General features: G+C 38.0%; 23 protein-coding genes. 19 read left to right on the forward strand and 4 right to left on the reverse strand.

The features are described from left to right. Window positions 1–13 precede the first annotated feature (13 nt). Window positions 14–808, reverse strand: a complete 795-nt coding sequence (locus HY841_03365; protein ID MBI4929776.1) for a hypothetical protein — start codon at window positions 806–808, stop codon at window positions 14–16. A 575-nt stretch (window positions 809–1,383) separates the two neighbouring features. Between HY841_03365 and fabG the strand changes: the two genes are divergently transcribed. The 4 genes from fabG to HY841_03385 all read left to right on the forward strand — a co-directional run bounded on the left by fabG (window position 1,384) and on the right by HY841_03385 (window position 7,910). Continuing rightward, window positions 1,384–2,133: a 3-oxoacyl-[acyl-carrier-protein] reductase gene (fabG, locus tag HY841_03370; GenBank protein ID MBI4929777.1), complete on the forward strand. Its 750-nt coding sequence runs from the start codon at window positions 1,384–1,386 to the stop codon at window positions 2,131–2,133. An 80-nt stretch (window positions 2,134–2,213) separates the two neighbouring features. Then, complete coding sequence (locus HY841_03375; GenBank protein MBI4929778.1) at window positions 2,214–4,304, forward strand: VWA domain-containing protein; 2,091 nt, start codon at window positions 2,214–2,216, stop codon at window positions 4,302–4,304. Between the two features lie 64 nt (window positions 4,305–4,368). Next, on the forward strand, window positions 4,369–5,598 hold the full coding sequence (locus HY841_03380; GenBank protein ID MBI4929779.1) for a M48 family metallopeptidase: 1,230 nt from the start codon (window positions 4,369–4,371) through the stop codon (window positions 5,596–5,598). Window positions 5,599–5,636: 38 nt separating this feature from the next. Then, a complete protein-coding gene (locus HY841_03385; protein ID MBI4929780.1) occupies window positions 5,637–7,910 on the forward strand; it encodes a PD40 domain-containing protein in 2,274 nt (757 codons plus the stop codon). On the opposite strand, the gene HY841_03390 is transcribed toward HY841_03385, so the two are convergent. The 3 genes from HY841_03390 to HY841_03400 form a co-directional block, all read right to left on the reverse strand. Then, window positions 7,911–9,023 carry a transketolase family protein gene (locus tag HY841_03390; protein MBI4929781.1) on the reverse strand — a complete coding sequence of 371 codons (1,113 nt, stop codon included), beginning with the start codon at window positions 9,021–9,023 and terminating at the stop codon, window positions 7,911–7,913. It lies immediately after the preceding gene. 50 nt (window positions 9,024–9,073) lie between these two features. Beyond that, window positions 9,074–10,372 carry a VWA domain-containing protein gene (locus HY841_03395; protein MBI4929782.1) on the reverse strand — a complete coding sequence of 433 codons (1,299 nt, stop codon included), beginning with the start codon at window positions 10,370–10,372 and terminating at the stop codon, window positions 9,074–9,076. A 112-nt stretch (window positions 10,373–10,484) separates the two neighbouring features. Continuing rightward, window positions 10,485–11,375 (reverse strand): transketolase, encoded by an 891-nt coding sequence (locus HY841_03400; protein MBI4929783.1) that lies wholly within the window; start codon window positions 11,373–11,375, stop codon window positions 10,485–10,487. A 284-nt stretch (window positions 11,376–11,659) separates the two neighbouring features. Here HY841_03400 and ychF point away from each other — a divergent pair, with 284 nt between their 5' ends. The 15 genes from ychF to HY841_03475 all read left to right on the forward strand — a co-directional run bounded on the left by ychF (window position 11,660) and on the right by HY841_03475 (window position 26,064). Beyond that, the gene (ychF, locus tag HY841_03405; GenBank protein MBI4929784.1) at window positions 11,660–12,760 is read left to right on the forward strand and encodes a redox-regulated ATPase YchF; all 1,101 of its coding nucleotides are present in this window, start codon (window positions 11,660–11,662) and stop codon (window positions 12,758–12,760) included. A 76-nt stretch (window positions 12,761–12,836) separates the two neighbouring features. Further along, window positions 12,837–13,274: an IS200/IS605 family transposase gene (tnpA, locus tag HY841_03410; GenBank protein MBI4929785.1), complete on the forward strand. Its 438-nt coding sequence runs from the start codon at window positions 12,837–12,839 to the stop codon at window positions 13,272–13,274. A gap of 105 nt (window positions 13,275–13,379) precedes the next feature. After that, window positions 13,380–15,236, forward strand: a complete 1,857-nt coding sequence (locus HY841_03415) for a type IIA DNA topoisomerase subunit B (GenBank protein ID MBI4929786.1) — start codon at window positions 13,380–13,382, stop codon at window positions 15,234–15,236. A gap of 121 nt (window positions 15,237–15,357) precedes the next feature. After that, window positions 15,358–16,578 carry a hypothetical protein gene (locus tag HY841_03420; protein MBI4929787.1) on the forward strand — a complete coding sequence of 407 codons (1,221 nt, stop codon included), beginning with the start codon at window positions 15,358–15,360 and terminating at the stop codon, window positions 16,576–16,578. Between the two features lie 24 nt (window positions 16,579–16,602). Beyond that, entirely contained in the window at window positions 16,603–17,598 is a 996-nt protein-coding gene (locus HY841_03425; GenBank protein ID MBI4929788.1) for a hypothetical protein, read from the forward strand. Between the two features lie 137 nt (window positions 17,599–17,735). Then, complete coding sequence (locus HY841_03430; protein MBI4929789.1) at window positions 17,736–18,257, forward strand: hypothetical protein; 522 nt, start codon at window positions 17,736–17,738, stop codon at window positions 18,255–18,257. 11 nt (window positions 18,258–18,268) lie between these two features. Continuing rightward, on the forward strand, window positions 18,269–19,366 hold the full coding sequence (locus HY841_03435; protein MBI4929790.1) for a glycoside hydrolase family 99-like domain-containing protein: 1,098 nt from the start codon (window positions 18,269–18,271) through the stop codon (window positions 19,364–19,366). Between the two features lie 21 nt (window positions 19,367–19,387). Next, on the forward strand, window positions 19,388–19,801 hold the full coding sequence (locus HY841_03440; GenBank protein ID MBI4929791.1) for a hypothetical protein: 414 nt from the start codon (window positions 19,388–19,390) through the stop codon (window positions 19,799–19,801). Window positions 19,802–19,858: 57 nt separating this feature from the next. Next, window positions 19,859–20,968: a DegT/DnrJ/EryC1/StrS aminotransferase family protein gene (locus tag HY841_03445; GenBank protein MBI4929792.1), complete on the forward strand. Its 1,110-nt coding sequence runs from the start codon at window positions 19,859–19,861 to the stop codon at window positions 20,966–20,968. 1 nt (window position 20,969) lies between these two features. Then, window positions 20,970–21,719: a class I SAM-dependent methyltransferase gene (locus HY841_03450; GenBank protein MBI4929793.1), complete on the forward strand. Its 750-nt coding sequence runs from the start codon at window positions 20,970–20,972 to the stop codon at window positions 21,717–21,719. Then, window positions 21,697–22,884, forward strand: a complete 1,188-nt coding sequence (locus HY841_03455) for a hypothetical protein (protein ID MBI4929794.1) — start codon at window positions 21,697–21,699, stop codon at window positions 22,882–22,884. Before HY841_03450 ends, HY841_03455 begins: the two co-directional genes overlap by 23 nt. Before the next feature lie 63 nt (window positions 22,885–22,947). Next, window positions 22,948–24,441, forward strand: coding sequence for a peptide MFS transporter (locus HY841_03460; protein MBI4929795.1), 1,494 nt, complete (start codon window positions 22,948–22,950; stop codon window positions 24,439–24,441). 163 nt (window positions 24,442–24,604) lie between these two features. Then, window positions 24,605–25,030, forward strand: a complete 426-nt coding sequence (locus tag HY841_03465; protein MBI4929796.1) for a hypothetical protein — start codon at window positions 24,605–24,607, stop codon at window positions 25,028–25,030. A gap of 36 nt (window positions 25,031–25,066) precedes the next feature. Continuing rightward, complete coding sequence (locus HY841_03470) at window positions 25,067–25,654, forward strand: DUF255 domain-containing protein (protein MBI4929797.1); 588 nt, start codon at window positions 25,067–25,069, stop codon at window positions 25,652–25,654. An 8-nt stretch (window positions 25,655–25,662) separates the two neighbouring features. Continuing rightward, window positions 25,663–26,064: a hypothetical protein gene (locus HY841_03475; GenBank protein ID MBI4929798.1), complete on the forward strand. Its 402-nt coding sequence runs from the start codon at window positions 25,663–25,665 to the stop codon at window positions 26,062–26,064. Window positions 26,065–26,066 lie beyond the last annotated feature (2 nt).

Raw genomic sequence — 26,066 nt, forward strand, 5'->3', positions numbered from 1 at the left:
TAAAATCAGGCGCTCATTTATTTAAGAAAAGTCGGACACTTAGCGCTAAACCTCTGTCGCCTTTTTCAAGTTCCGCCTTATGACTGTATGCGCCCAGCTTGAAATGCCACACTTTGCTGTCGCCATCTGTTGTATCGCTCCAGAAGTGTGCGCTGGCGCCAAGTCCGTTGAAAGTTCCTTTTGCAAAACGCCATCCGCCAAACAATCCATCAAAACCGCTGCTGCCGCCTGCTTTTAAATGATCGTACACTTTTTTATCATCATCACCCAAAAAATGATGCAAGGTTTCCCATTCTGCTTTTGCGGGCAGATGCCATCCATTGGGCACTATTGTTTTTGCGGTTTCCAAATCATATAAATAACCATACTTGCTCACATTATTGCTGTGCTCATCATACGCCCAATAGTTTCCGCTGCCGGGTTTTCTTGCAAAGTTTTCTGCCATGATTATTTGAGCGCCAATTTTTATTATTTTATAAGTGCGTTTATCATTTTCGTCAACAAAAGTTCCGTGCCCGCAATCCTGGCAGATGCCATTCACTTTATGATGTTTGTCGCTGCGGGTTTCTCCGCACGCTGAACATTTCTCGCAATCTTTTTCCCAGTCATGATGCGCCTCGCGTGTTTTACCGCACTTGGAACATTTCTCGCAATTCTTTGACCAGTCATGCTGATCTGATTCTTTACCGCACACTGAACATTTACCACAACCGTTTGAAACGTCATGTTGTTCATCTCTGGTTGCACCGCACTGGGAGCATTTGCATCCCACCCAGGCGTGCAAACCGATTTTACATTTGAATGACATACTATATTTTCTTTTTATTGATTGATAAGAGCGATAATTTCAAGTGTCAAAAGTATAAAAAAAGCATACTGATACAATTCAAAATAATATTGAAATGTGAGTTCGGTTCAAACTATTCTACATTGATTTTAATCCGAAAGCATTGTTTGTTATTGGACTCCTTTGGAGTCCAATATGAATAGAAAAACATTTAGCTATTCACCTCCGACCCCTTCGGGGTCGAACAACATTTTACTTTGAACCCGAACTCACGTTGTTGTAACTAAAAAAACAATTACTCATAAAATAAGTGGCGGATACTGAATACATAAAAAGCACTGTTGGGTACTTGATTACTGAGTACAGATTTTAATCCACGCTTTCCTTCTTATTTGTAAATTCGCTTCCATTTATAAATCGAAATAAATTAGGACTTACGCAACAACAAAAAGCAATGCCACAAAATCACAAAAGCACTAAAAAATACACACCAAAGTTTAGTGTGGTTTCGTGTTTTAGTGTTTTAGTGGCAAAACTGCGTAAGTCCTATAAATATGAAATCGAAGATTCACAAATACCTTTAAAAAATAAAATGTATGAGTAAATTACTTGCAGGAAAAACCGCCATCATCACAGGTGCCTCTCGCGGTATTGGAAAAAGCATCGCTATGAAATTTGCAGAGCACGGAGCCGACATTGCGTTCTCTGATGTGGTGCCTACAGAAAAAACCGATCCCGTAGCTGCCGAAATTGCTGCGCTGGGCGTTAAAGCAAAAGCATATCAGTCCGATGCTTCCGATACAAAAGCGTCTGAAGAGTTTGTTGAAGCGGTTATAAAAGATTTTGGTAAAATAGATATTCTGGTAAACAATGCAGGCATCACACGCGATCAATTGCTTCTCAGAATGACAGAAGAACAGTGGGACCTAGTAATGAAAGTGAATCTCAAATCGGTTTTCAACCTCACCAAAGCCGCGCAGCGCTATATGATAAAAGCGCGTTCAGGCAGCATCATCAACATGGCATCGGTGGTGGGGATAAAAGGCAATGCAGGACAATCAAATTACTCCGCATCAAAAGCAGGAATCATCGGCTTCACAAAATCAATCGCGCTTGAACTCGGTTCGCGCAATGTTCGCTGCAATGCCATAGCTCCCGGCTTCATCGAAACTGAAATGACAGCCGTGCTCGACCCCAAAGTAGTGGAGCAATGGAAGCAACAGATTCCGCTCAGGCGTGCAGGCACACCCGAAGATGTTGCAAACCTTGCCGTGTTCTTCGGCTCTGATTTGTCTTCTTACATCACTGGACAAGTGCTCACTGTTTGCGGAGGAATGCTCACTTAATCCAGCGAATTACGAATCTCTCCAATATACAAATTGAAGTTTCGTTTATTCGTAGATTCGTACCCAATTCGTATTCGTAGATGAATTTTTCTCTCTATACCGATTACCCGATTTGGTTTTATTCATTCTGCATTCTTGCAGGTGGCAGTTATGCTTTTCTTTTGTATAGGCGCGAAAAGCGTTTTGACGAAACTCCGAAGTGGGTGAGAGGGGCAATGCCTGTTTTGAGGTTTGTTGCTGTAACGCTCATTGCTTTCTTTTTGCTTTCCCCGCTTTTGAAAAATATTTCCCGCACGGTGGAGAAGCCCATCATCATTTTTGCGCAGGATCATTCAGAATCGGTGACAGTCGGCAAGGACTCCGCTTTCTATAAAACAGAATACCGGCAAAAAGTTTCCGAATTAGTTTCTTCTCTCGCGGATAAGTTTGATACGAATAATTATTCTTTCGGGGATAAAATCAAAAACGGGCTCACATTTGACTACAAAGAAAAGCAAACCGATATTGCCTCTCTCTTTGATGAAATCGAAACAAGATTCTCCAACAGAAACGTAGGTGCTGTCATCATCGCTTCGGATGGGTTGTACAACAAAGGACAGAATCCGCTTTACTCTTCCGCGCAGAATAAATTTCCGGTTTACACTATTGCTCTTGGCGATACAATCGTGCGAAAAGATTTGGTTCTTGCCAAAGTTCTTTCCAACCGCATTGCCTATCTCGGAAATAAATTCCCGATTGAGATTCACATTTCAGCAAGGCAGTTAGCCGGAAAGACTTCCACCTGCACGGTTTCAAAAGGAAGTGATGTGTTGTTCACTCAGCAAGTTGTTATCAATGGAAATAATTTTTCTACAACAGTCCCTGTTCAGTTAGATGCGAAAGAATCCGGACTTCAGCGATACACCATCAAGCTTTCAAGTATAGATGGAGAAGTAAGTTATGCCAACAACGTAAAAGATATTTTCATTGATGTGCTGGACGGCAGGCAAAAGGTTTTGATTCTTGCCGATGCTCCTCATCCTGATATTGCTGCTATTAAAAATGCTTTAGAAAGCAATGAAAATTATGAAGTGAACTCTGTTCTTGCTTCTGATTTTAATTCTTCATTGGCTGGATACAATCTTGTAATTCTTCATCAGGTGCCTTCTTCGAAAAATAAAATAGAAAAACTTCTCACAGATATTGACAAAGCAAAACTTCCTGTATTGTATATAATAGGAAGTCAGTCTTCTGTTTCTGCTTTTAATAATGCGCAATCTGATTTGTCTATTCCTTCTTCCGGTGGAAAGCTGAATGACGCGCTTCCAACCATGTCAAAGGATTTTTCTCTGTTCACCATCAGCGATGCGCTGAGAAATTATTCTATAAAGTTCTCTCCGCTTCAGTGCCCGTTCGGGAATTATAAAATAAATTCTTCTGTTTCTGTTCTCTTTAATCAGAAGATTGGTCTGGTTGAAACCCAGCAGCCCCTTTTTATTTTTTCTCAATCAGGCGAAAGAAAAACCGGAATCATCTGCGGAGAAGGAATCTGGCGCTGGCGCTTGCAGGATTTTTCCGAGCACAGCAATCAGAATGTTTTCAATGAGCTGGTAGATAAAACAGTTCAATATCTCTCCGCTAAGATTGACAAGAGTTACTTTAAAGTGATTTCTAAAAATAATTTCTATGAGAACGAATCTGTAGAATTTGAAGCGGAAGTTTATAATGACAGTTACGAACTTATCAACGACCCTGAAGTGAGTGTTTCAATTACAAACACGGATGGAAAAAGATTTCCATTCACATTCAATAAAACATCAAACGCTTATCGGTTGGATGCAGGTATTTTTCCTGTCGGCAATTACCATTATGAAGCAAAAGTGAAAGTGGGAGCAAAGCTATATTCAGAACATGGTGAGTTCAGCGTGGCTGCCTTGCAGGTTGAAATTACTAACACCATTGCTGATCACCAACTTTTGTATTCTCTGGCAAAGAAGAGTGGGGGAGAGATGATTTATCCGAATCAACTTGACAAACTTGCCGAGATATTAAATGCGCGAGAAGATATTAAACCAATCTCTCACAGCGAGAAGAAACTTTCTGATATGATTAATCTGAAGTGGATTTTCTTTTTGATTTTATCTTTGATTTCACTGGAATGGTTTATGAGGAAAATTAATGGAGCATATTAAACACTAATTGACACGAATTATCTCAAATTAGAATTAATTAAATTTGTGTCAATTAGTGAAATTCGTGTTTATGAATACACTTTTTATAATCATCGTTTCAATCATCCTCTTCGATTTCCTCTTCGACAAAGTTCTTGATTTTCTCAACCTTAAGAATTTATCACCTAAACTTCCTGATGAAGCAAAAGGAATTTATGATGAAGAGAAATACAGCAAGTCGCAGGAGTATTACAAGGTGAATCATAACTTCTCTATGCTTACAAGTGCGATAAGTTTGATTGCACTTCTGCTGATGTTATTCCTCAATGGTTTTGCGTATGTAGATTCTTTTGTAAGAAGTTATACTGATAATCCGATTCTTACAGCTCTTATGTTTTTTGGAATTCTTGGTTTTGCTTCTGATATTTTAGGAATGCCATTCTCACTCTACAAAACTTTTGTCATAGAAGAAAAATTCGGATTCAACAAGACAACTGTGAAAACTTTCATCTTTGATAAGCTGAAAGGATATTTGCTTGCGGCAATTATCGGTGGCGGATTATTTTCGCTTATCATTTGGATTTATCAATCTACCGGACCATACTTCTGGCTCATCGCCTGGGCGGTGATTTCTTTCTTCACCATTTTCATTACAATGTTCTATACGACATTTCTTGTTCCCATCTTCAATAAACTTACTCCGCTTCCTGCAGGAGAATTAAGAACCGCCATTGAAGAATATTGCAAGAAGGTTGGTTTTAAACTGAACAACCTTTTTGTGATAGACGGTTCCAAACGTTCCGCAAAAGCAAATGCCTATTTCAGCGGACTTGGCGCAAAGAAAACAATTGTGCTTTACGATACGCTGATTGAAAAACATTCCATTGAAGAACTGGTGGCGGTGCTGGCGCATGAAGTCGGACACTACAAAAAGAAACATACATTGATTGGCGCAATACAAGGAATTGCACAAACGGGTGTAATGCTTTTTATCCTTTCATTGTTCTTAGGAAATCCTGCGTTAGCGAATGCGCTTGGAGTAGGGCAGAGCAGTTTCCACATTGATATTCTCGCGTTCGGATTGCTTTATTCTCCGCTCTCAGAAATCATCGGCATCATTTCAAATATACTTTCCCGAAAACATGAATTTGAAGCTGACGCATTCGCAAAAGAAACGTACAACGGAAATGCTTTGGGAACAGCGCTAAAAAAACTTTCATCCGATAATCTCAGCAACCTTAAGCCGCATCCTGCATACGTATTTGTGCATTATTCTCATCCTCCTGTGCTGGAGAGATTGAGAAAACTTGTTTGATTTTCTCTGTTTTCATTCATAATAATTATATTTGCTGAATGAAAATTATTTTTCAGCGATTAGTTTTTATTTTCTTTCTTTTCTTTTATTCTTTTATTTATACACAGACAAATAGTTCGCTAATCAGCGAAAAGTTATTATCGGATAAATCCGACAGAGAAACTTTTGAAAAAGCAGAGACAGTTATTCATGACGAAAATTATTTAGACGCTTTACCCCTTTATCAAAACCTGCTCAAAAAATATCCTGATGACGGTTATCTCAATTACCGTCTTGGAATTTGTTATTTGTATAGGAGCGATATTCCTGAAAAGTCGCTGGAGTATTTGAAGATTGCCAACGACAAGAAAATTCCGGTTTCTGATTTAAGTTTCTATTACGGAAGAGCGCTTCACCTGAATTATTTATTCAGCGATGCCATCAAGCAGTTTCAAAATTGCATCAGCTCAAAACCGAGCAGTAAACTTATTGCGAATTCAAAATTATATATTGAGTATTGTAAGAATGCCAAAGAGCAGGTTGCCCTGCCACTGGATATTGCTATAAAAAATATCGGAAAGGATATTAATACACAATGGGCGGAATATGTTCCCGTAATTTCTTCGGATGAAGTTTTTTTGATTTTCACTTATCGCGGACTGCGCTCTATGGGCGGATTGCAGAGCATTTACACCGATTCAAAAGTTTTGCCAGATTCTCTGAAACAATATTATGAAGACATATTTTATTCCTATAAAATCGGCAGTCGTTGGATTGTTCCTGACCCAATCGGTGGGAATATCAATACAAACTATCACGATGCAGCTGTTGCGCTTTCTGCTGACGGACAAAAACTTTTTATTTTCAAAAGTACACCCAAAGACAACGGAGATATTTACATGAGCATTCTCGATGGGAATATGTGGTCAAATCCTGTGTCACTTGGTAAAAACATCAACACCAATTCATGGGAAGGCAGTTGTTCTCTTTCTGCCGATGAAAAAATAATTTATTTCTCCAGTGAACGAACCGGTGGATTTGGTGGAAAAGATATTTGGAAATCCCAACTTCAGCCGGATGGAAGCTGGGGCAAAGCGGAGAATCTGGGATCGATTATTAACACTCAATATGATGAAGACGCTCCGTTTATTCATCCTGACGGAAAAATGCTTCACTACAGTTCTAACGGTCTGAAAAGTATGGGTGGTTATGATGTGTTCAGAACGTATCTTCAGAATGACGGTTCCTGGTCGAAGCCACAAAACCTCGGTTATCCGGTGAACACGGTGGATGATGATATTTATTATGTTGTCTCTGCCGATGGTTCCAAAGGATATTATTCTTCCGCACGCGCTGGTGGATTCGGCATGCAGGATATTTATGAAGTGAAACCGGGAGTGGTTGGAAAAAAAAATGCACTTGTTTCCCTGAAAGGAAACATCACACTGGATGATTCTCCTGTGAAAGCAACCATCCGGGTGGTTAATGCGGATGCTGAAAAAGAGCAGGGAATATATTTTTCAAATTCTGTAACGGGGAAATATCTCATCAACCTGCCAACCGGATGCAATTATAAAATTTTTTATTCAGCCGATGGAACAAATGAAGAACAGATTAAAGCAGTTAATACTACCAATGTTGACTATTATATGGAAGCAACCATTGACGTTCCGTTTTATACCAGCGATGTGCTTGCAAAACGCATGAAGAACAAACTTTCCATCATCAATAAAGACGGTTCTGTTTTTAAAACATCCATTCAATCCCGTAATGGAATGTTTTTATTCAACTACCTTCCTCCCGAAGATGATGTGATGTATAAATTAACCGGTGAAGATGTAGAGTTTATAAATAAAATAATGATATCTGTTTCGGGCATTCAAAAAACGCTGCTTCGCGGAAAGGATAAGTTTTTCAGGTATGATTATTTGTATCCGGAATCCAGCTTGCTTATTCCTATTTCTGAATCTGATCCTCTGCTGAAGAAAAAGAATCCTGAACTGATGGAGTATGCTGAAATTATAGATGCTTTCGGCAAATACACTGCTGACGGGCTTTCATTCACTGTGCAGGTGAGCGCTTATTACGAAGAACATAATTTTAATTATTTTCATCTTGTTTCATTAGGAAAAACAGAACCGCATAATTACAATGACGGCATCACACGCTTTACCATCGGCCTGTTCGCTTCACTTGCCGAAGCGGAAGAGATGCGAAAAAAAGTTGTTGCGCTTGGTGGAGAAACAACCGATTCCTTCGTGCTGGCTGTTTATCAAAACAAAAGAATTCTTCTTAAAGATTTAGCGGAGAAAAATTTTTACAATAAGAAATAATTATTTTTTCCTCTTCAAAACTTTTTCCACCGCTTCCACAATATTCGGAGTGTCAATTCCGTATTTCTTCATGAGGTCAGCGGGAGTGCCGCTTTCTCCAAAGGTATCGTTTACGCCAACCATTTCAATTGGTGCAGGAAAGTTTTTTGAAAGAACCTGCGCTATGCTGTCGCCTAATCCACCGTTAAGTTGATGTTCTTCGGCAGTAACAGCGCATTTAGTTTTTCTCACGGAAGTAAGAATTGCTTTTTCATCCAGCGGTTTTACGGTGTGAATATTAATAAGCTCGCAGGAAATTCCTTTTGCTTCAAGTATCTCGCATGCCTCGATGGCTTTCCAAACCAAGTGTCCGTTAGCAAAAATGGAAACATCTGCAGCCCCCTCCCCCGATGCTCCGATTGGGGCAAGCTGACCTCCCCCGTTAGGGGAGGAAATTATTTGTGCCTTTCCAATCTCGAATTTTTCGTTCGGGTCGGTAAAATTCGGAACAGCAGGTCTGCCGAAACGTAAATAAGCCGGACCTTGATGAGTTCCCAAAGCAAGTGTTGCCGCTTTTGTCTGATTGTAATCGCAGGGAATAATCACGGTCATGTTCGGCAGCATTTTCATCATGCCAACATCTTCAAGGATTTGATGTGTTGCTCCGTCTTCTCCAAGTGTGAGTCCTGCGTGCGATGCGCAAATCTTAACATTCTTTCCTGAGTAAGCAACGGATTGGCGAATCTGATCATACACTCTTCCTGTAGAAAAGTTGGCGAAAGTTCCGGTGAAAGGAATTTTTCCACCGATGGTTAATCCCGCAGCAGCGCCAATCATATTTGCTTCAGCAACTCCGCACTGGAAGAACCTATCGGGAAATTCTTTTTCGAATGCATCCATTTTCAGAGAACCTGTCAAGTCTGCACATAGTCCGACTACATTCGGATTTTTTCTTCCGAGTTCAAGTAATCCCGCTCCGAATCCTGAGCGTGTATCTTTCTTTTCTGTGTAGGTGTACAGCCCCCTCCGACTCCCCCGAAGGGGGAGGGTTTTGTTTTCCCTTTGACTGCGCAATGCGCGCAACCTTCGCTTGTCCTTCAGGAAGGGGGGATGGGCTTTTCTTTTCTTTTTCATCTTTTTTATAGTTTATATCTCCTTCCCTTCGGGAAGGTAGGGATGGGCTTTTAATAAAGTTTTACTTGTGTGCTTCCTCCTGATTCAACATTGAATTTCTTTTCTATAGAGTAAACAGTTTCTTTTGCTGAAAGCGGGCGGTATACGATTCTGTATTTTCCCGGCTGTAGCACCAGCGCTTCCTGCATGGCATTTGTATTCAGATTGCAAACCCATACAAGTTCATTTTTGTCTTCGAGATAAACGCTGGAAGGTCCGGGACCTGGTTTGTAAATTCCAACAGATCCAGCTTGCGGGATTTCTATGGTAGTTGTTTTGCTTTGATTGATTTCTACATTATTGAATTTAATCCTCGGCAAACTCAAAACTTCAAGATCATATTTTCCGATAATGTATTTATCATAGGCATTGAAGTTTTGGATGTGAAGCGTTTTCATCTCTCCGTTTTTCCTGACGATGCATTCAAGTTTTCCATAAGTGCTCACATTGTCGCCAACCTTCAGATATAAATATCCCTGTGGCGCATCAATGAGAATTTTGTTGTGCTTCCCCGGTGTGATTTTTATTCCTGTCTTTACCACTTCAGGAATGGTATGCACAACCATTTTATAAGTTCCGATCGGGTCAATAAAAATTGTATCCGGATTTCCGATATTATTCAGCGTATGCATGAAGTTGTAGCGGATTGCACCCGAGAATTCATCATAAAAAGTTATTGCGACATCTGTTTCGGCTGGCTTTTTGTTTATGTCAAGCAAATCCACTTCAGCAGTTGTATTGTTCAGCGCCTGTGCGACTACCATGCTCAGAATATTTTTAAAACCAGTTTCGGAAGACGCGTCATAAAATTTTCCTATGCACTTGAACGCATCAGCAAAATTCATGTCAAGACCTATGCCGATGACAAAGGGTTTGATGATGACGCCTTTCTTCTGAAGTTCAAGTGAAACAGCACAGGGGTCGCCATTGCATTCTTCAATTCCATCTGTAATGAGAATAATAACGTTTCTTGCTTTGTTGTCAGGAAAATCATAAGCGCTTCTTCCAAGCGAGTAGGCGATGGGGGTGGTTCCGGTTGGAGTGAGTGAGTTAATCACCTTTTTCATTTTTGGAATATTGGTCGGAATGATTGCAAAAGGAACTTCCAGTTTTGTGTCTTCGCAATTTACCGGACCCGGCCAAAGTGAAAATTGATGTCCGTACACTCTGAGAGCAATTTCTATGTCGGGTGAACTGCTTTTCATCAAACTATCCAAAAACTCCGACATTAATTTTTTAGCTATCTCAATTTTTTTTCCGCTCTGCCAGTCACCAAACATGCTGAAGGAATCATCAAAGACAAAAAGCAATCTGGTTTTCTGCGGAGTGGGTTGACAGATTGCAGATTGCAGATTGCAGATTGAAAAAAATAAAATAAGGAGTAAAAACCTGTAACCTCTAACCTGTAACCTGTAACCCATATTAATAATCCCCGAGAGTTTCCGGGAGTTGAGCGAGTGCTTTTGCAAGTTGTTCATCGTTGGGTGCAATGCCATGCCATTTATGACTGTTTTCCATAAAATCTACTCCGTGCCCCATTCCTGTTTTCATCAATATCATTACCGGCTTTCCTTTTCCCGTTCTTTTCTTGGCTTCTTCTATAACGGAAACCACCTCTTCAATATTGTTTCCGTTCATTCCGAGAACATCCCAGCCAAAAGCTTGCCATTTTGCTTTCAGGTCGCCTAAAGGTATTATCTTATCTACAGGACCATCAATCTGCTGACCATTCCAATCTATGGTAGAAATTAAATTATCAATCTTGCGTGCGGAAGCGAACATGGCTGCTTCCCAGATTTGTCCTTCCTGAATTTCTCCGTCACCATGTAAACTAAAAACAAGCTGAGAATCATTATTTAATTTTTTGGCGAGAGCAGTTCCGCAGGCAACGGACATTCCTTGTCCAAGCGAACCGGAGGCGACTCTTATTCCCGGCAAACCTTCATGTGTGGTCGGATGCCCTTGAAGACGTGAATTTATTTTTCGGAAAGTGGAAAGTTCTTTCACAGGAAAATATCCGGAACGAGCAAGCACGCTGTACCACACCGGAGAAATATGTCCGTTGGATAAAAAGAAAATATCTTCTCCGATTCCATCCATCGTGAAATTTTTCGGATCGTGTTTCAGAATTTGGAAATACATCGCAGTAAAAAATTCTGTGCAGCCAAGAGAACCTCCGGGGTGCCCTGACTGGCAGCCGTGCACCATTCGCACAATATCTCTGCGCACCTGCAAGCAGATTTTTTTTAGTTCGTCAATTGATTTACTCACAGAAGAGGAAGTTTTTTGAGGAGAAAGAATTTCAGCAATCATAATCGTGAGCAAAAATAAATAAATACATCCCTAAAAACTCAATGTTGAAAAACAGATTTTATGTTGATAACTGAATGTACAAAGTACGATGTATTATGTACAATGAAAATGAAAAAAACATTCAGTCTGGCTGTTGACTTAATACTTTCTACTTCTTACTTGGTACTTTTCTCTGTTAATAACCCTGTGGATTTCTCATTTTCTCTTTTTGGTTTCTTGCCTTGAATGAAAGTAACTTCGTTTCACCCAAAGAATATTTCAATAAATGTTTACCGGGTAAACTTATGGCGCTAAAAGCTGGAATTGTAGGAATGCCCAATGTTGGCAAGTCAACTTTATTTAATTGCTTGACAAACGCGAAAGCGCAGGCAGCAAACTTTCCGTTCTGCACCATTGAACCGAACATTGGTGTGATAACCGTTCCGGATGAGCGCCTCAACAAACTTGCGGAACTTGTGAAGCCCGAACGGATTGTTCCGACCACTGTTGAAATAGTTGACATTGCGGGATTAGTGAAAGGCGCGAGCAAAGGAGAAGGATTGGGAAACCAGTTTCTTGCTAACATACGCGAGTGCGATGCACTTATTCATGTGCTCCGCTGTTTTGATGATCCGAACGTAGTTCATGTGGATGGTTCTGTAAATCCTGTACGCGATAAAGAAGTGATAGACATGGAACTTCAGTTAAAAGATTTAGACAGCGTGGATAAAAAACTTGGGCGCGTGAGGAGCACGGCCAAAGCAGGAGTGGATAAAGACGCCAAGAAAGCATTTGAAGTGCTGAGTATTTATAAGGAACATCTGGAGGCAGGAAAATCCGCGCGTTCGGTACATATAAAGGAAGAAGATAAAATTCATGTTGCTGATTTAATGCTCCTCACATCGAAACCTGTTTTGTATTTATGCAACGTGGATGAAAAGTCAGTGAAGGAAGGAAATAAATATGTTGACGCTGTTAAGGAAGCTGTGAAAGCAGAAAATGCCGAAGTGCTTTTCCTCGCTGCCGCGATGGAAGCGGAAATTGCTCAACTGGATAGTTATGAAGACAGAAAATTATTTTTAGAAGAAGCGGGACTGGAAGAAGCAGGCGTGAACAAACTTATAAAATCCGCTTACAAGCTTTTGAATTTATATACCTACTTTACAGCAGGACCGAAAGAAGTAAAGGCATGGACTATCACAAAAGGAATGACAGCTCCGCAGTCTGCAGGAGTAATTCACACGGATTTTGAAAAAGGATTTATCCGTGCAGAAGTAATTAAGTACAACAACTTCATTTCACTTGGCTCGGAAGCAGCTTGTCGCGATGCGGGAAAATTAGCGCAGGAAGGAAAAGAATATGTGGTGGGAGATGGAGATGTAATGCACTTTCGTTTCAATGTATAACAATTGCCACGACCTTTAGGTCGTGGGTAAAAAAAATGAAATAATAAATTGGCTTTAGCCAAAAATCAGTAAAGTAATGCCCTATACGAAAGTTATGATTCATTTTATCTGGTCAACTAAAAACAGAGATAAAACTATTTCGAAAGAAGTAAAACCGTTGCTATTGACTCATATAAAGGAAAACAGCATTGCAAAAGAAATTTTTATTGACTGCCTGAATTGTGTTGAAGACCACGTCCATTTATTGATTTCTCTTGGAACAGAACAAACTATTTCTAAAGTTGCAATGCTTATTAAAGGTGAATCATCCTTTTGGGTGAATAAGCAAAAATTAATTAAAGAGAAATTTGAATGGCAGGATGAATACATTGCATTATCTGTAAGCGAATCTGGAATTGCAAAGGTTCAGCAATACATCGCAAATCAAGAGGAACATCATCGTAAGAAAACATTTACTCAGGAATATGAAGAATTTTTATTGGCATATGGTTTTAGCAGAAGCAATTTCGGCTGAAGCCGATTTTGATTATCAATTAATTTATCCACGACCTGAAGGTCGTGGCAACTAAAATGAAAATAAAATCTCAACAATCATATCTCACTACTCAATACTAAGATTATGGCAAAAGATCCAAAATACAACGAAGACAGTATTAAGTCGCTTGACTGGAAAGACCATATCCGTTTCCGCCCGGGAATGTACATTGGAAAATTGGGCGATGGCTCATCAATGGATGACGGAATTTATATTCTGCTCAAGGAATCATTGGACAACGCTGTGGATGAATTCGCTATGGGGTTTGGGAAGAAGATAGATGTGAGCATTAAAAATAAAATGGTGTTGGTGCGTGATTACGGAAGGGGAATCCCGCTGGGCAAGGTAATGGACTGCGTTGCCAAAATAAATACAGGAGCGAAGTATGATTCTGAAGCATTTAAAAAATCTGTCGGACTGAATGGTGTTGGAACAAAAGCGGTGAATGCGCTTTCTTCCTATTTCAAAATACAATCTGTGCGCGAGGGAAAAACAAAAGTGATTGAGTTTGAAAGGGGAGAAGTGGAGAAAGATGCAAAAGTTGTTTCGAGCGATGATAATGACGGAACTATTGTGCAGTTTACTCCCGATGAAAAAATGTTCCCGAATTTTAAATTCCTCAATGAGCATGTGGAGAGAATGCTGTGGAACTATGCTTACCTGAATCCGGGACTTGTCATTAATTACAATGGGCAGAAAATAGTTTCCGAAAATGGTTTGAAGGATTTACTCACTACTGAAATTAACGGGAAAATAGTTTATCCGATCATTCATCTGAAGAATCACGACATAGAAGTTGCGATGGCGCATTATGATAATAAGTATGGAGAAGAATATTATTCCTTCGTGAATGGCGCGCATACAACCCAAGGTGGAACTCATTTGATTGCTTTCCGCGAAGCGGTAGTGAAAACCATCCGTGAGTTCTACAAAAAAGAATTTGATGTAGTGGATATTCGAAATGCTATCGTATCGGCTGTCAGTGTGAAGATTGAAGAACCTGTTTTTGAATCACAGACAAAAACAAAACTTGGTTCGCAGGATATGGGACCGAAAGGACCGAGCGTGAAAACTTTTGTGAGTGATTTTCTGAAAAAGGAACTGGATGATTTTCTTCATAAGAATCCGGAGACTGCTGAACTTCTGCTTACGAAAATAACTACTTCGGAGAAAGAGAGAAAGGAAATGTCGGGCATTCAGAAAATTGCTAAAGAACGAGCGCGCAAAGCGGCATTACATAACCGAAAGCTCCGCGATTGCCGTTCTCATTTGAATGGTGACGATGAAAAAAGATTGGATACCACTCTTTTTATCTGTGAGGGTGATTCCGCAAGCGGTTCAATTACAAAAGTGCGCGATGTGAATGTACAGGCAGTGTTCAATCTGAAAGGAAAACCGCTGAACTCTTACGGACTTACAAAGAAAATTGTTTATGAGAACGAAGAGTTCAATCTATTGCAGAACGCGCTGAACATTGAAGAGAGTCTGGAAAATCTCCGGTACAATCAAGTGGTGCTTGCAACTGACGCAGATGTGGACGGAATGCACATTCGTCTTTTGCTCATCACTTTCTTTTTGCAGTTCTTTCCCGACCTAGTGAAGAACGGACACCTTTATATATTGCAGACACCGCTCTTTCGTGTGAGAAATAAAAAAGAAACAATTTATTGTTACTCCGATAAAGAAAGGCAAAACGCTGTTGCAAAACTCGGACCAAAACCGGAGCTCACCCGATTTAAAGGACTAGGAGAAATTTCACCAGATGAGTTTAAGAATTTCATAGGAAAAGATATGCGCCTTGAACCTGTCATCATTGACAGCAAAACTAAAATTGATCAACTGCTTTCTTATTATATGGGAAAGAATACGCAAGAGAGACAGGAATTTATTATTGATAACCTGAGAGTGGAAAAGGATTTGGTAAATGTGGATGCGATATGATGTAAGATGTAAGTGAATAGATGGAAAATACAAAGTAAGAAGCAATAGGAATAATGAATAGAGTCATAAAGGAGAATTTTTTATAAGTTTTTTGTTTATAGAAGGATTTACAAAAATTACAATGAATTATTTTTTATTAGCAGTAATTGCAATAGTTTTTTTAGAAGCTGCTCTGATGATTTTAGTAAAGTGGGTTCGAAGGAAATTCCAATGGTTTATTACTGCCGATGATGAATTTCCCGTCATGAGCAAGGACGGAATGGAAAAATTTTTTCAGTTTGGATATGACGCTGAACTCGGATGGATAAGAAAACCCAATACCAGCCACAATGAAAAAGGTAAATATGGAAAAACATCTTTTCATATAGATGAAAACGGTGCAAGAAATAATCCGAGTCACGAAAAACTGAATTCAACTATTGCCTGTTTTGGAGATTCATTTGCTTTTTGCAGACAAGTAAATGATAATGAAACATGGCAGTGGTATTTATCTGAAATGACAAATTCAAACGCTTCAAATTTTGGTGTTGGTAATTATGGAATTGATCAGGCATATCTTCGGTTAGAAAGAGAAATTTCTAACATTAAACCAAGCATTGTTTTAATGGGAGTTGTGCCTTCCACTATTGTTAGAATATTATGCATTTGGAAACATTACAATGAATTTGGTAACACTTTTGGATTCAAGCCCCGCTTCGATTTTAAAGACGGAAAATTAATTCTTATAAAAAATATTATTGACAGTAAGTCAAGGTTTTTTGAATATAAAAAATATATTAACGAAATAAGAGAGAGAGATTATTTTTATTTGACTAAATTCAAAAAAGAAATGATAAGATTCCCTTTTAGTTATTATTTTCTGAAAAACCCTATCAGGAATTTTTCTATTTCCATCGCTATGCTTCTATGCTCTTTGTTTGGGGTATTAGGTGTAAAGTGCAAAACAGTGTGCAATTACCCGTTGCAAAAAATAATGAACATTAATTTGAAGTTAAGGCGTAAGTTGTTTCAACATAAATATGCCTGTGATATTTTTTCCGGCATCCTTGATAAATTCATACAGTTATCAAAAGAAAAACAAATTATGCCTATTTTCGTTCTGCTCCCACAAAAAGATGATGTGCTTTTTGTTAAAAAAAAACACAACTATTATAATCACTTTCTTGAAGAGATGAGGAAGAAAATATTTATCATCGATCTGACGCAACCTCTTCTTGAAGTCAACAATCTTGATTTTCTGTATTCCGATGATGGTGTATATGGCGGTCATTTTAGCAAAGACGGCAATAAGTTTGTGGCAGAGTTCATTTTCGATCAGTTAAAAAGAAAAGGTCATGTATAATAATTTAATATATGCAAATCTCCTATGAACAATAAAACTTATTATGGAGTAGATAACAGCAAAACTATAACCTATCTTGAGTTCGGTGAAATTGATATTCAGAATTCGCAGAAAAAAATTTGGAATTTTCAACTTCACCAGAAAGCATACGATTGGCTTATGTTGGGCCGCTATGCTAACGATTTACAAAGTGCTGTTACTATGCAGCAATTGCTCAGTGAAGACGCGATAGAACAGATGCTGCATCTTTATAACAAAGAAGTTCATCATTCAGATGAAGCCTCTTTAAATTTATCCAAACTACTTGCTCTTTGTGCGGCAAAAGACAATACTGATTTATCGGCTATATCCTTCTATGAGTTGGGTCAGACAATATTCGGATGCATAGAAGGAATGGAATTTTATTCTGCCCTGCTAAAACATTTGAAGATTGATTTCCCAGTAATTGATTTAAAAAATGTAGAATGGTATGGTGTAGATATTTCAGAAATGTTTAACCAATTATCTGTTACATTTCATAGGGCATATAAAGTAAAGACTATGTTTGATTCGACCAAACTTCCGGATAAAATAGATGTATTTTTTTCAAAAGGCATTACTTTGCTTTATGCGGTTCGAAAAATTGAAGACCTTTTTAATACAATTGAAAAGAGCAGAGTTTCTATTTTTGATTATTCTTTTTCTTTAGACAAAACGGAGGATACGACTATTGGAAGCGGAAAAACTGTTCGGTATCTTCAGTTGAAAGATTTTTTAAGTGCATTAAAAAATCGCAAACAAGTTCTTTATGTCAAAAAATCAAATTCAAGATTCATTCCAGAAACAAACAGAATATGGCTGGATTGTTTGTTTGCAGAAGAAAAAATTTGTCAAAAATATATTGAACTGGATACTAAAATCAGATTGCAAGTATTTAAAAAACTATCCAGCTTGCCTTCCTCGGAAAGATTTTTAAATAATGATAAATCACCCAAATGGCTTCCTATTGATAAGTTTATCGAATCAATTAATTTAAAATGATAGCGAGGTTAAAACAGCGTGTGAAGAATTTATTTAAGCGCTTAAAACTTCCTCCTGAAGTTATGTATATGAGGAATTATATCAACTATGATTCAATTGATAAATCTCCAAGGACGTACGATGCTTTAATAAAATGTATGAACAAGGGTTTCGATGTATTGGATAAACTTGGAGTTAAATATTCATTAGGTCGTGGATTGATTTTGGGATTTCACAGAGACGGCAAGTTTTTACCAAACGATATTGATATTGACATTGATATTTTTGGTGACAAACAGGTTTATGAAATCATTAAAAATATGCCCTTCGAAATGTTATTGCTTTCTTCGTGCAATGGGCGATATATGCAATTGGCATTTCTAGATCGCGAAACCAATGTTATCTTCGATATATTATTTTATTACACGGAAGGGAATAGAGTAGTGAACAGAAATGTGTATGGATATTTCTGGATGCCTGTAGAAAAAATAAAAAACATGTCAGCAATAACAATTAATAATAAGTCTTATCCTTCTCTGGATCCCGAATGGTTTTGCAATTTCTGGTATGGAGAAGATTGGAAAAAACCCCAAAAATATAATGCGGACTGGACTATTGATTACAGGAGAAACTGCAAAGGATTTATTTATAAAGGTATTGACAATGTAGTTTTTAGATAATCTGATTCGGAATGAAGAAGAAAGCCAGATTAATAGCATTTTATTTGCCTCAGTATTATCCAATACCTGAAAATGACAATTGGCATGGAAAAGGATTTACCGAATGGACGAATGTTACCAAAGCAAAGCCATTATTTAAAGGTCATTATCAACCTATTCTTCCTGCTGATTTAGGTTTCTATGATTTAAGAGTTTCTGAAACGCGCATGGCTCAGGCACAACTCGCAAAAGAATATGGTGTGGAAGCATTTTGTTACTGGCACTATTGGTTTGGCAATGGAAAAAGAATATTAGATCAGCCATTTCATGAAGTTTTAAAATCAAAGCAACCGGATTTCCCTTTTTGTCTTGCATGGGCAAATGCAAGTTGGACTGGGATTTGGTACGGCATGTCAAACAATACTCTATTAAAGCAGGAATATCCCGGGAAAGAAGATTACATCGCTCATTTTTATGCAATGCTCGATGCATTTAAGGACGAACGATATTTGACCGTAAATGGAAAACGATTATTTTTTATTTACAGCCCACATTCCATTCCCAATGTAAATGAATTTACAACTCTTTGGCAGGACTTAGCTGAAAAAGAAGGCATAAATAGTTTTTATTTTATCGGTGCCACACATTTAGAAGAAGAACCTGTTTACGATGGCTTTATGGGAAGTGTTCAACTTGCCCCATTCGAATGTTTAAACAAAAAATATCCCGACAAACTAGAAAGAATGTTTTTACGCCTATCAAAAAAAGGAATTACGAGCATGTTGAAGAAGTCATCACAAATGCCAAGAAAAGTTCATGAGTATATTGAACTGTTAGAATACCTGAACAACAAGAAACTAAAAAAAAATGAATTGCCTTTAATTATGCCCAATTGGGATAATACAGCTAGAAGCGGATTAAATGGTTCAGTCCTTACTGACTCATCTCCTGAACTTTTTAGCGAAGTGATAAAAAATGCTATAAAAAAAATTGACCACATACATAATCAGGATGAGCGCATTATTTTTGTGCAGGCATGGAACGAATGGGCGGAAGGAAACTACTTGGAACCCGACCGCAAATTCGGACATGGCTACTTAAAAGCAATCAAGAAAAATATCTTTTATTAATCGGCAAAAACCAGTTATTGCATGATAGAACAGATTAAACACGATAATCAATTACTCGCTATAATTATACCAAGTAAGTTTGAAAAACAAGGCATTCATTTTTTCACACCCAACGAATTCTCCCAACAGCTTGCCTATATGAACCGCCCGGCAGGATATGTGATAGAACCACACATTCATAATCCTGTTCCGCGCGAAGTCACTTATACACAGGAGGTATTATTTATTAAAAGCGGAAAATTGCGCATTGATTTTTTTGATAACGATAAAAAATATTTGCAAAGCAAAATATTAAAAACCGGTGATGTCATCCTTCTTGCTTCAGGGGGTCATGGTTTTGAAATGCTTGAGCCAACCGAGATGATTGAAGTGAAGCAAGGTCCCTATATTGGTGAAGAAGATAAAACCAGGTTCAAAGCATCTGACAGCAAGTGAATTCTTCTTCACTTATATTTTTTACTTTTATCGCTTTAAAATCCTACTGAATACGAAATGTTTATTCCTGTAAATCAACCGCTGCTTGATGGAAATGAAAAAAAATACCTGAACCAGTGTATTGATACAGGATGGATTTCAAGCGAAGGACCTTTTGTTAAATCTTTTGAAGAAAAATTTTCTTCCCGTGTTGGAAAAAAATTCGGAGTAGCTGTTGCTAATGGTTCTGTTGCGCTGGAGGCAGCTGTTTTAGCATTAGGCATTGGAAAGGGAGATGAAGTAATCATGCCCGCTTTTACAATCATTTCATGTGCTGCGGCTGTGGTCAGAGTTGGTGCTGTTCCCGTTTTAGTTGACTGTGATAATACGTGGAACATGGATGTTACCTGTGTTGAAGAAAAAATCACACCCAGAACAAAAGCAATAATGGTCGTTCATATTTACGGACTTCCTACCGATATGAACTTACTGATTACCCTTGCTCAAAAGCATGAATTGAAAATTATTGAAGATGCTGCCGAAATGCACGGGCAAACATATTACGGAAAACCATGCGGAAGTTTTGGTGATATAAGCACCTTTAGTTTTTATCCCAACAAGCACATTACAACAGGAGAAGGAGGAATGATAGTTACAAATGATGAAACAATTGCCTATAAATGCCGCTCTCTGAGAAACCTTTGTTTCATTCATGGCAAAAGATTCATTCATGAAGAACTCGGATATAATTTCAGAATGACAAATCTTCAGGCTGCTTTAGGTGTTGCTCAACTCGAACGGATGGATGAATTTGTATTGAGAAAAAGAAAAATGGGAAAGTTATATAATGATCTTCTCGGAAAAGTAAAAGGAATTGAGCTTCAGCCAATGAAAACTTCCTATGCCGAAAATATTTTTTGGGTGTTTGGAATTGTATTGAAAGATGAAGTTGATTTTGATGCCGAGCAAGCTATGAAAAAGCTTTCGGATTTAGAAATCGGGACACGCCCGTTTTTTTGGCCCATGCATAAGCAGCCCGTTTTTGAAAAGATGGGATTCTTTAAAAATGACAAGCATCCCTTTTCCGAAAGAATTGCAAGAAGGGGATTTTATATTCCCAGTGGGTTAGCATTGACGGAAGAGCAAATAAGAATTTCAGCTGAAGCCGTGAAAAATATTCTGAAATGATATGGCGGTTTTTCTCTCATATGCGCATTATTACGATTTGCTTTATGCGGATAAGGATTACTCATCTGAGTCCGATTATGTTTTTCAATTAATAAAAAAGTATGCTCCGACAACAAAATCAATCTTAAACCTTGGATGCGGAACAGGAAAACACGATGTGTTTTTAGAAAAAAAAGGATTTAAGATAACCGGCATAGATTTATCGGAAGAAATGATTTCAAGGGCTAATCTCCAAAACTCTCAAATAGATTTCAGGGTAGGGGACGTGCGTACGATCCAGCTGAATAAAAAATTTGATGCTGTTATTTCTCTTTTCCATGTTGCCTGCTATCAGAATTCTGACCATGATTTGATTTCTTATTTTAATACTGCTGCAAATCATCTGAACACTAAAGGCGTTTTCATTTTTGATGTGTGGCACGGACCTGCTGTTTTATCTGATCCGCCAGTATATAAAACCAAAGAAGCGGAGAACGATGAGTTAAAGATTTTTAGAAAAACATCTCCGGTAATGCATAAAGAAAAAAACATTGTTGATGTAAATTTCTCACTTGAAGTAAAGTATAAAAAAACCGGAACAATCAGCAAAGTTGATGAAAAACATTCTATGAGATATTTATTCCCGGATGAAATAAAAAATATAATAAAATACTCAAACCTTGAATTGCTGTCTAGCGAACAATGGATGACTGGAGCAACACCATCTGATAAAACATGGTATGTAACGTATGTTGCAAGAAAGATTGATTGAAAAAAGAAACATAGCATTTGTTCATTACCCTCATTATCCCGAACACGCCAGGGTAGATACTATGCCGTTTGTCAGCAACACAATAAAAAAACTTGCTGATGCAGGGTGGAAGATTGATTTATACCTCTGGGAAAATCCTTCTATTGATTATTCCATAATGTTTCCCAAAAATGTTCATCTGCATTATCAGAATGATAAATGGATTCCGATCGTTGATTCAGTTTTAGTTCGCATTTCAAAAAAGAAGTATAAAGAGAATACCTATCGTTACAGATTTTGTTCAGGAAAGAAGTATGATTGTGTGTTTGGATTAGGGCAAATCGGTGCCTTTGTTGCACGGCTTATTTCCAAAAGGAATAATACTCCGCTTATACTTTTCAATGATGAATTTCCGAGTGCCCTTCCTGAAAGTAATTGGAAAATTCATGAAAAAAAGTCAGCTCAAACTGCGCGGCTTATTGTTGTTCCGGATGAATCAAGAATTAAATTTCTGCTTGACGATTATGGATTAAATAATCATCCATGGGCAGTTCTTCCGAATGTCAGCCAGCTGAAACTTCCCGATAAAAAAATTGACTGGCATGAAAAATTAAATATACCGAAGCATCTTGCTCTTTGCCTTCATGCAGGATCTATAGGAGATTTTGCGATGATTTCTGAATTGATGACGAGTGTTATTTCCTGGCCGGAAAACACAGCATTGGTTCTCAACGACAGGAATAAATCTAATCTGGAACGGATGAAAAAAATCTATGAACCACTCAACAGGCAAGACAGAATATTCTGGAATGCAGATTCTTTAAGTGACGAAATGTTAAACTCTCTTGTTTCTTATTGCAAACTTAATTTCGGTTTATACAGAAATACAAGTCCTAACATAGAATACATTGGGTTCTCTTCAGGAAAAATAATGCGAAGCATTGCAGCCGGAGTTCCTGTTATTGCAAGCGATTTAGTTTCTTTGCAATTTATAAAAGAACATAAGCTGGGAGTTCTTGTACAGAATCCCATTGAAATTCCAGATGCCATTTCTACCATTCTTCATGGGAATGAAAATTACAAACAAAACTGTAAAGTATTTTATGAAAATGTTTGCTCTTTTGATAAATACTGGATTTCATTTTGCAAAAAAGTACATTCTGCTACGGGTGTAATGATTGATTGATTCATAGGTATCATTGTAGTCGCTTATTCATACATTTGTTTCTCTTAAAATATTTTATTATCCATGCAAACACAATTAACCTTAGATCAAATTCAGGATTTCAAAGGGAAATATCCGAAGCAGCTTTGGTATTTATTTCTATCAGAGATGTGGGAACGCTTTTGTTTCTACGGTATGCGCGGCATGCTTGTTATTTTTATGGTAGACAAAACGGTTGGGTTAAACATGAAAGATGATACTGCCAACCTTCAATATGGAGCTACACAGGCATTTGTTTATGCGTTTACTTTTATTGGCGGATTGTTTGCAGATAAAATTCTTGGTTTTCGGAAATCTCTTTTCTGGGGTGGCATCTTAATGATTGCCGGCAGTTGTATCTTGGCATTTAATCCTCATGATTATTTCTTTTTGGGAATCGGATTTACAATAATCGGCACCGGATTCTTCAAGCCCAATATTTCCACTATGGTCGGATCGCTTTATAAAACAGGCGACAACAGAACAGATGCAGGGTTTTCTTTATTTTATGCCGGAATAAATCTAGGCGCGTTGTTAGGAGGATATGCCTGTATTGTGGTCGCCAAAAACTATTCATGGAATTTAGCATTTGGATTAGCCGCCATTGTAATGACAATCAGTTTGATCACTTTCGTTTTCACTCAGCGAACATTAGGACCCATTGGACTATCGCCATTTGCAAAAGATGAAAATGGCAAGCGCAAACAATGGTATGAGTATGCTGTTTATCTTGGTTCATTATGCATTATTCCAATTATAATGAAAATGGTTTCTCAAACGGAATACACAGATTGGTTCATGTATATCATCGGACCCTGCACGCTCGTATATATATTTTATGAAATGCGTAAGTTTTCAAGAGCAGAGAATAAAAAACTAATTGCCGCTTTAGTGTTTATTATTTTTTCAATATTCTTCTGGGCATTTTTCGAACAAAGCGGTGGCTCTCTGAGTTTATTTGCAGCCAATCATTTGCATGATACTGTTCTTGGAATTAAATTAGATCCCAACGGAGTTAACAATTCTTCAAATTCTTTTTTCGTAATTATTTTTGCTTCTTTACTCGGATTGGTTTGGCTGTGGATGAGCAAAAGAAAAATTGAACCTAATACGGTAGTTAAATTTGGTTTAGGGTTCTTGTTTTTAGCAGTTGGGTTTTATGTATTTTATTATACCAGATTTTTTACGGATTCAGACGGAAGAACCTCTTTGGATTTATTCACCTTTGGCTGGTTCATAATTACTTTCGGAGAATTATGTCTGTCTCCAATAGGAATGTCAATCATGACAAAACTGTCCCCGCTGCGTTTACAGGGAGTGATGATGGGAATGTGGTTCTTGGCAAGCGCTTACGGACAATACGCTGCCGGAATATTGGGCGCAGGCATGTCAACAGCAAATGAAAACGCCCCGCTAACAGAAAAATTAATTGCTTACACCGATGGTTATAAACAGCTTGCTATATACGCGCTCATTGCAGGTGTTGTGATGATACTCATTTCGCCCTTTGTCCGAAAACTTATGCAGGAAGTTAAATAAATGTGCAGATAACGAATAACTACGAATCTACGAATGAATACATGGTTGTTATTCGCAGATTCGGAAAGATTAGTTATCCGTAAATCCTAGAGATATAAGATATAAAGGTTTATTTCTGCTATGTAAACTTATTTCCCAATATCTTTAACCATATATCTTTTTTATGAAAGACATTTTTGTAGGAAAAAAAATCGACTTCGGAGAGATAATTCTTTCCGAACAGGAAATCATTGCCTTTGCAAAAGCCTTTGATCCGCTTGAGTTTCATACCAACAAAGAGGTTGCAAAGAAAACCATCTTTAAAGGATTGGTGGCAAGCGGTCCGCACATTTTCAATCATATTTATCAACGAGAATGGATTCCACGTTTTGGAAAAACGGTGATTTGCGGAACAGGTGTATCAAGCTGGAAATTTATCAAACCCGTTTATCCCAATCAAAAGATACATGCCGAACTTACCGTTCTTGCTATGAAACCGGATGTTGAAATAGGCGGAACCATCACCACCTGGTTGTTTGAATTTAAAAACTTGAAAGGAGAAATGGTTCAGACCATGCAAATGGAAGTGATGCATAAGTTGCCCGAATAAAGTCGCAGAATTTTCTTACCTTAGCAATTCAATTTCATGAAAGGTGTAAAAATCATATCCTTTTTTCTTGCAGGAGTATTGCTCTTCAGCAGTTTTGTTTTCTTTTCTATTGGAGAAGGTGAAACGGAAGCAATAAAATGGCATTCTTTCCAGGAAGCAGTGGAACTAAGCAAAACAACTAAGAAAAAAATTTTCATTGATGTGTACACCGATTGGTGCGGATGGTGCAAGGTGATGGATAAAAACACTTTCACGAATCCTGTTATCGCGAAATACATGAATGAGCATTTTTATGCGGTAAAACTCAATGCTGAAATGAAAGATACTGTTGTATTTAACGGGACTACTTTTATAAATCCTAATCCTAAAATTCCCCGCTCTACTCACCAACTGGCGGCATCCCTTCTGAATAACAAACTTTCTTATCCAACCACCGTTTACTTAGATGAAAACTTTAGTTTGCTCACACAAGTTCCAGGGTATTTACAGCCCACACAAATGGAACCCATCCTGAAATATTTTGGCGATAATGCTTATCCGAATACCAAGTGGGAAGATTACAGCAAATCATTCAAAGGAGAAATCACTGCCCCACCGCCACCCGTAACACCTCCATCTCACTGATTTTTTTCATGAGCGACAAAATAAATTTAAAGGAAAAAGTTTTACAAGTTCTCAAGATGAATAATCATACCTACAGCGAACTTGCTGAGCATGTAGGATTACCGGAGAAAGAGCTGGACAAACAGTTTGCTGATAATTCTCTCGAAGTCCGCACACTTGAACTTATTTCCAAAGCCCTGCGCATTCCGCTTTACAGTTTGTTTCGCGATACAAACTATAAATTCAATTATGACGAAGAACTTTATTACAATGTGGACATCTGGGGAAAAGAAGGAGTAGAACTAAGAACCGTATTAAAAAAAGATTCTCAGGGAAATATTGCTGATAGTGAGATTGAAAAACTCAGAAAAGAACTTCAAGAAAAAGAAAAACTTCTTCGTGAAATGGAAAACAAACTGAATAAGAAATAATT

Source organism: Bacteroidota bacterium (assembly GCA_016213405.1).
Lineage (GTDB): Bacteria > Bacteroidota > Bacteroidia > Palsa-948 > Palsa-948 > Palsa-948.

Bases quoted from the DNA above. Each gene is read 5' to 3' on its own strand.
- HY841_03365 (MBI4929776.1), bottom strand. From the start codon at position 808: ATGTCATTCAAATGTAAAATCGGTTTGCACGCCTGGGTGGGATGCAAA.
- fabG (MBI4929777.1), top strand. From the start codon at position 1,384: ATGAGTAAATTACTTGCAGGAAAAACCGCCATCATCACAGGTGCCTCT.
- HY841_03375 (MBI4929778.1), top strand. From the start codon at position 2,214: ATGAATTTTTCTCTCTATACCGATTACCCGATTTGGTTTTATTCATTC.
- HY841_03385 (MBI4929780.1), top strand. From the start codon at position 5,637: ATGAAAATTATTTTTCAGCGATTAGTTTTTATTTTCTTTCTTTTCTTT.
- HY841_03390 (MBI4929781.1), bottom strand. From the start codon at position 9,023: ATGAAAAAGAAAAGAAAAGCCCATCCCCCCTTCCTGAAGGACAAGCGA.
- HY841_03400 (MBI4929783.1), bottom strand. From the start codon at position 11,375: ATGATTGCTGAAATTCTTTCTCCTCAAAAAACTTCCTCTTCTGTGAGT.
- ychF (MBI4929784.1), top strand. From the start codon at position 11,660: ATGGCGCTAAAAGCTGGAATTGTAGGAATGCCCAATGTTGGCAAGTCA.
- tnpA (MBI4929785.1), top strand. From the start codon at position 12,837: ATGCCCTATACGAAAGTTATGATTCATTTTATCTGGTCAACTAAAAAC.
- HY841_03415 (MBI4929786.1), top strand. From the start codon at position 13,380: ATGGCAAAAGATCCAAAATACAACGAAGACAGTATTAAGTCGCTTGAC.
- HY841_03420 (MBI4929787.1), top strand. From the start codon at position 15,358: ATGAATTATTTTTTATTAGCAGTAATTGCAATAGTTTTTTTAGAAGCT.
- HY841_03425 (MBI4929788.1), top strand. From the start codon at position 16,603: ATGAACAATAAAACTTATTATGGAGTAGATAACAGCAAAACTATAACC.
- HY841_03430 (MBI4929789.1), top strand. From the start codon at position 17,736: ATGAACAAGGGTTTCGATGTATTGGATAAACTTGGAGTTAAATATTCA.
- HY841_03435 (MBI4929790.1), top strand. From the start codon at position 18,269: ATGAAGAAGAAAGCCAGATTAATAGCATTTTATTTGCCTCAGTATTAT.
- HY841_03440 (MBI4929791.1), top strand. From the start codon at position 19,388: ATGATAGAACAGATTAAACACGATAATCAATTACTCGCTATAATTATA.
- HY841_03445 (MBI4929792.1), top strand. From the start codon at position 19,859: ATGTTTATTCCTGTAAATCAACCGCTGCTTGATGGAAATGAAAAAAAA.
- HY841_03450 (MBI4929793.1), top strand. From the start codon at position 20,970: ATGGCGGTTTTTCTCTCATATGCGCATTATTACGATTTGCTTTATGCG.
- HY841_03455 (MBI4929794.1), top strand. From the start codon at position 21,697: ATGTTGCAAGAAAGATTGATTGAAAAAAGAAACATAGCATTTGTTCAT.
- HY841_03460 (MBI4929795.1), top strand. From the start codon at position 22,948: ATGCAAACACAATTAACCTTAGATCAAATTCAGGATTTCAAAGGGAAA.
- HY841_03465 (MBI4929796.1), top strand. From the start codon at position 24,605: ATGAAAGACATTTTTGTAGGAAAAAAAATCGACTTCGGAGAGATAATT.
- HY841_03470 (MBI4929797.1), top strand. From the start codon at position 25,067: ATGAAAGGTGTAAAAATCATATCCTTTTTTCTTGCAGGAGTATTGCTC.
- HY841_03475 (MBI4929798.1), top strand. From the start codon at position 25,663: ATGAGCGACAAAATAAATTTAAAGGAAAAAGTTTTACAAGTTCTCAAG.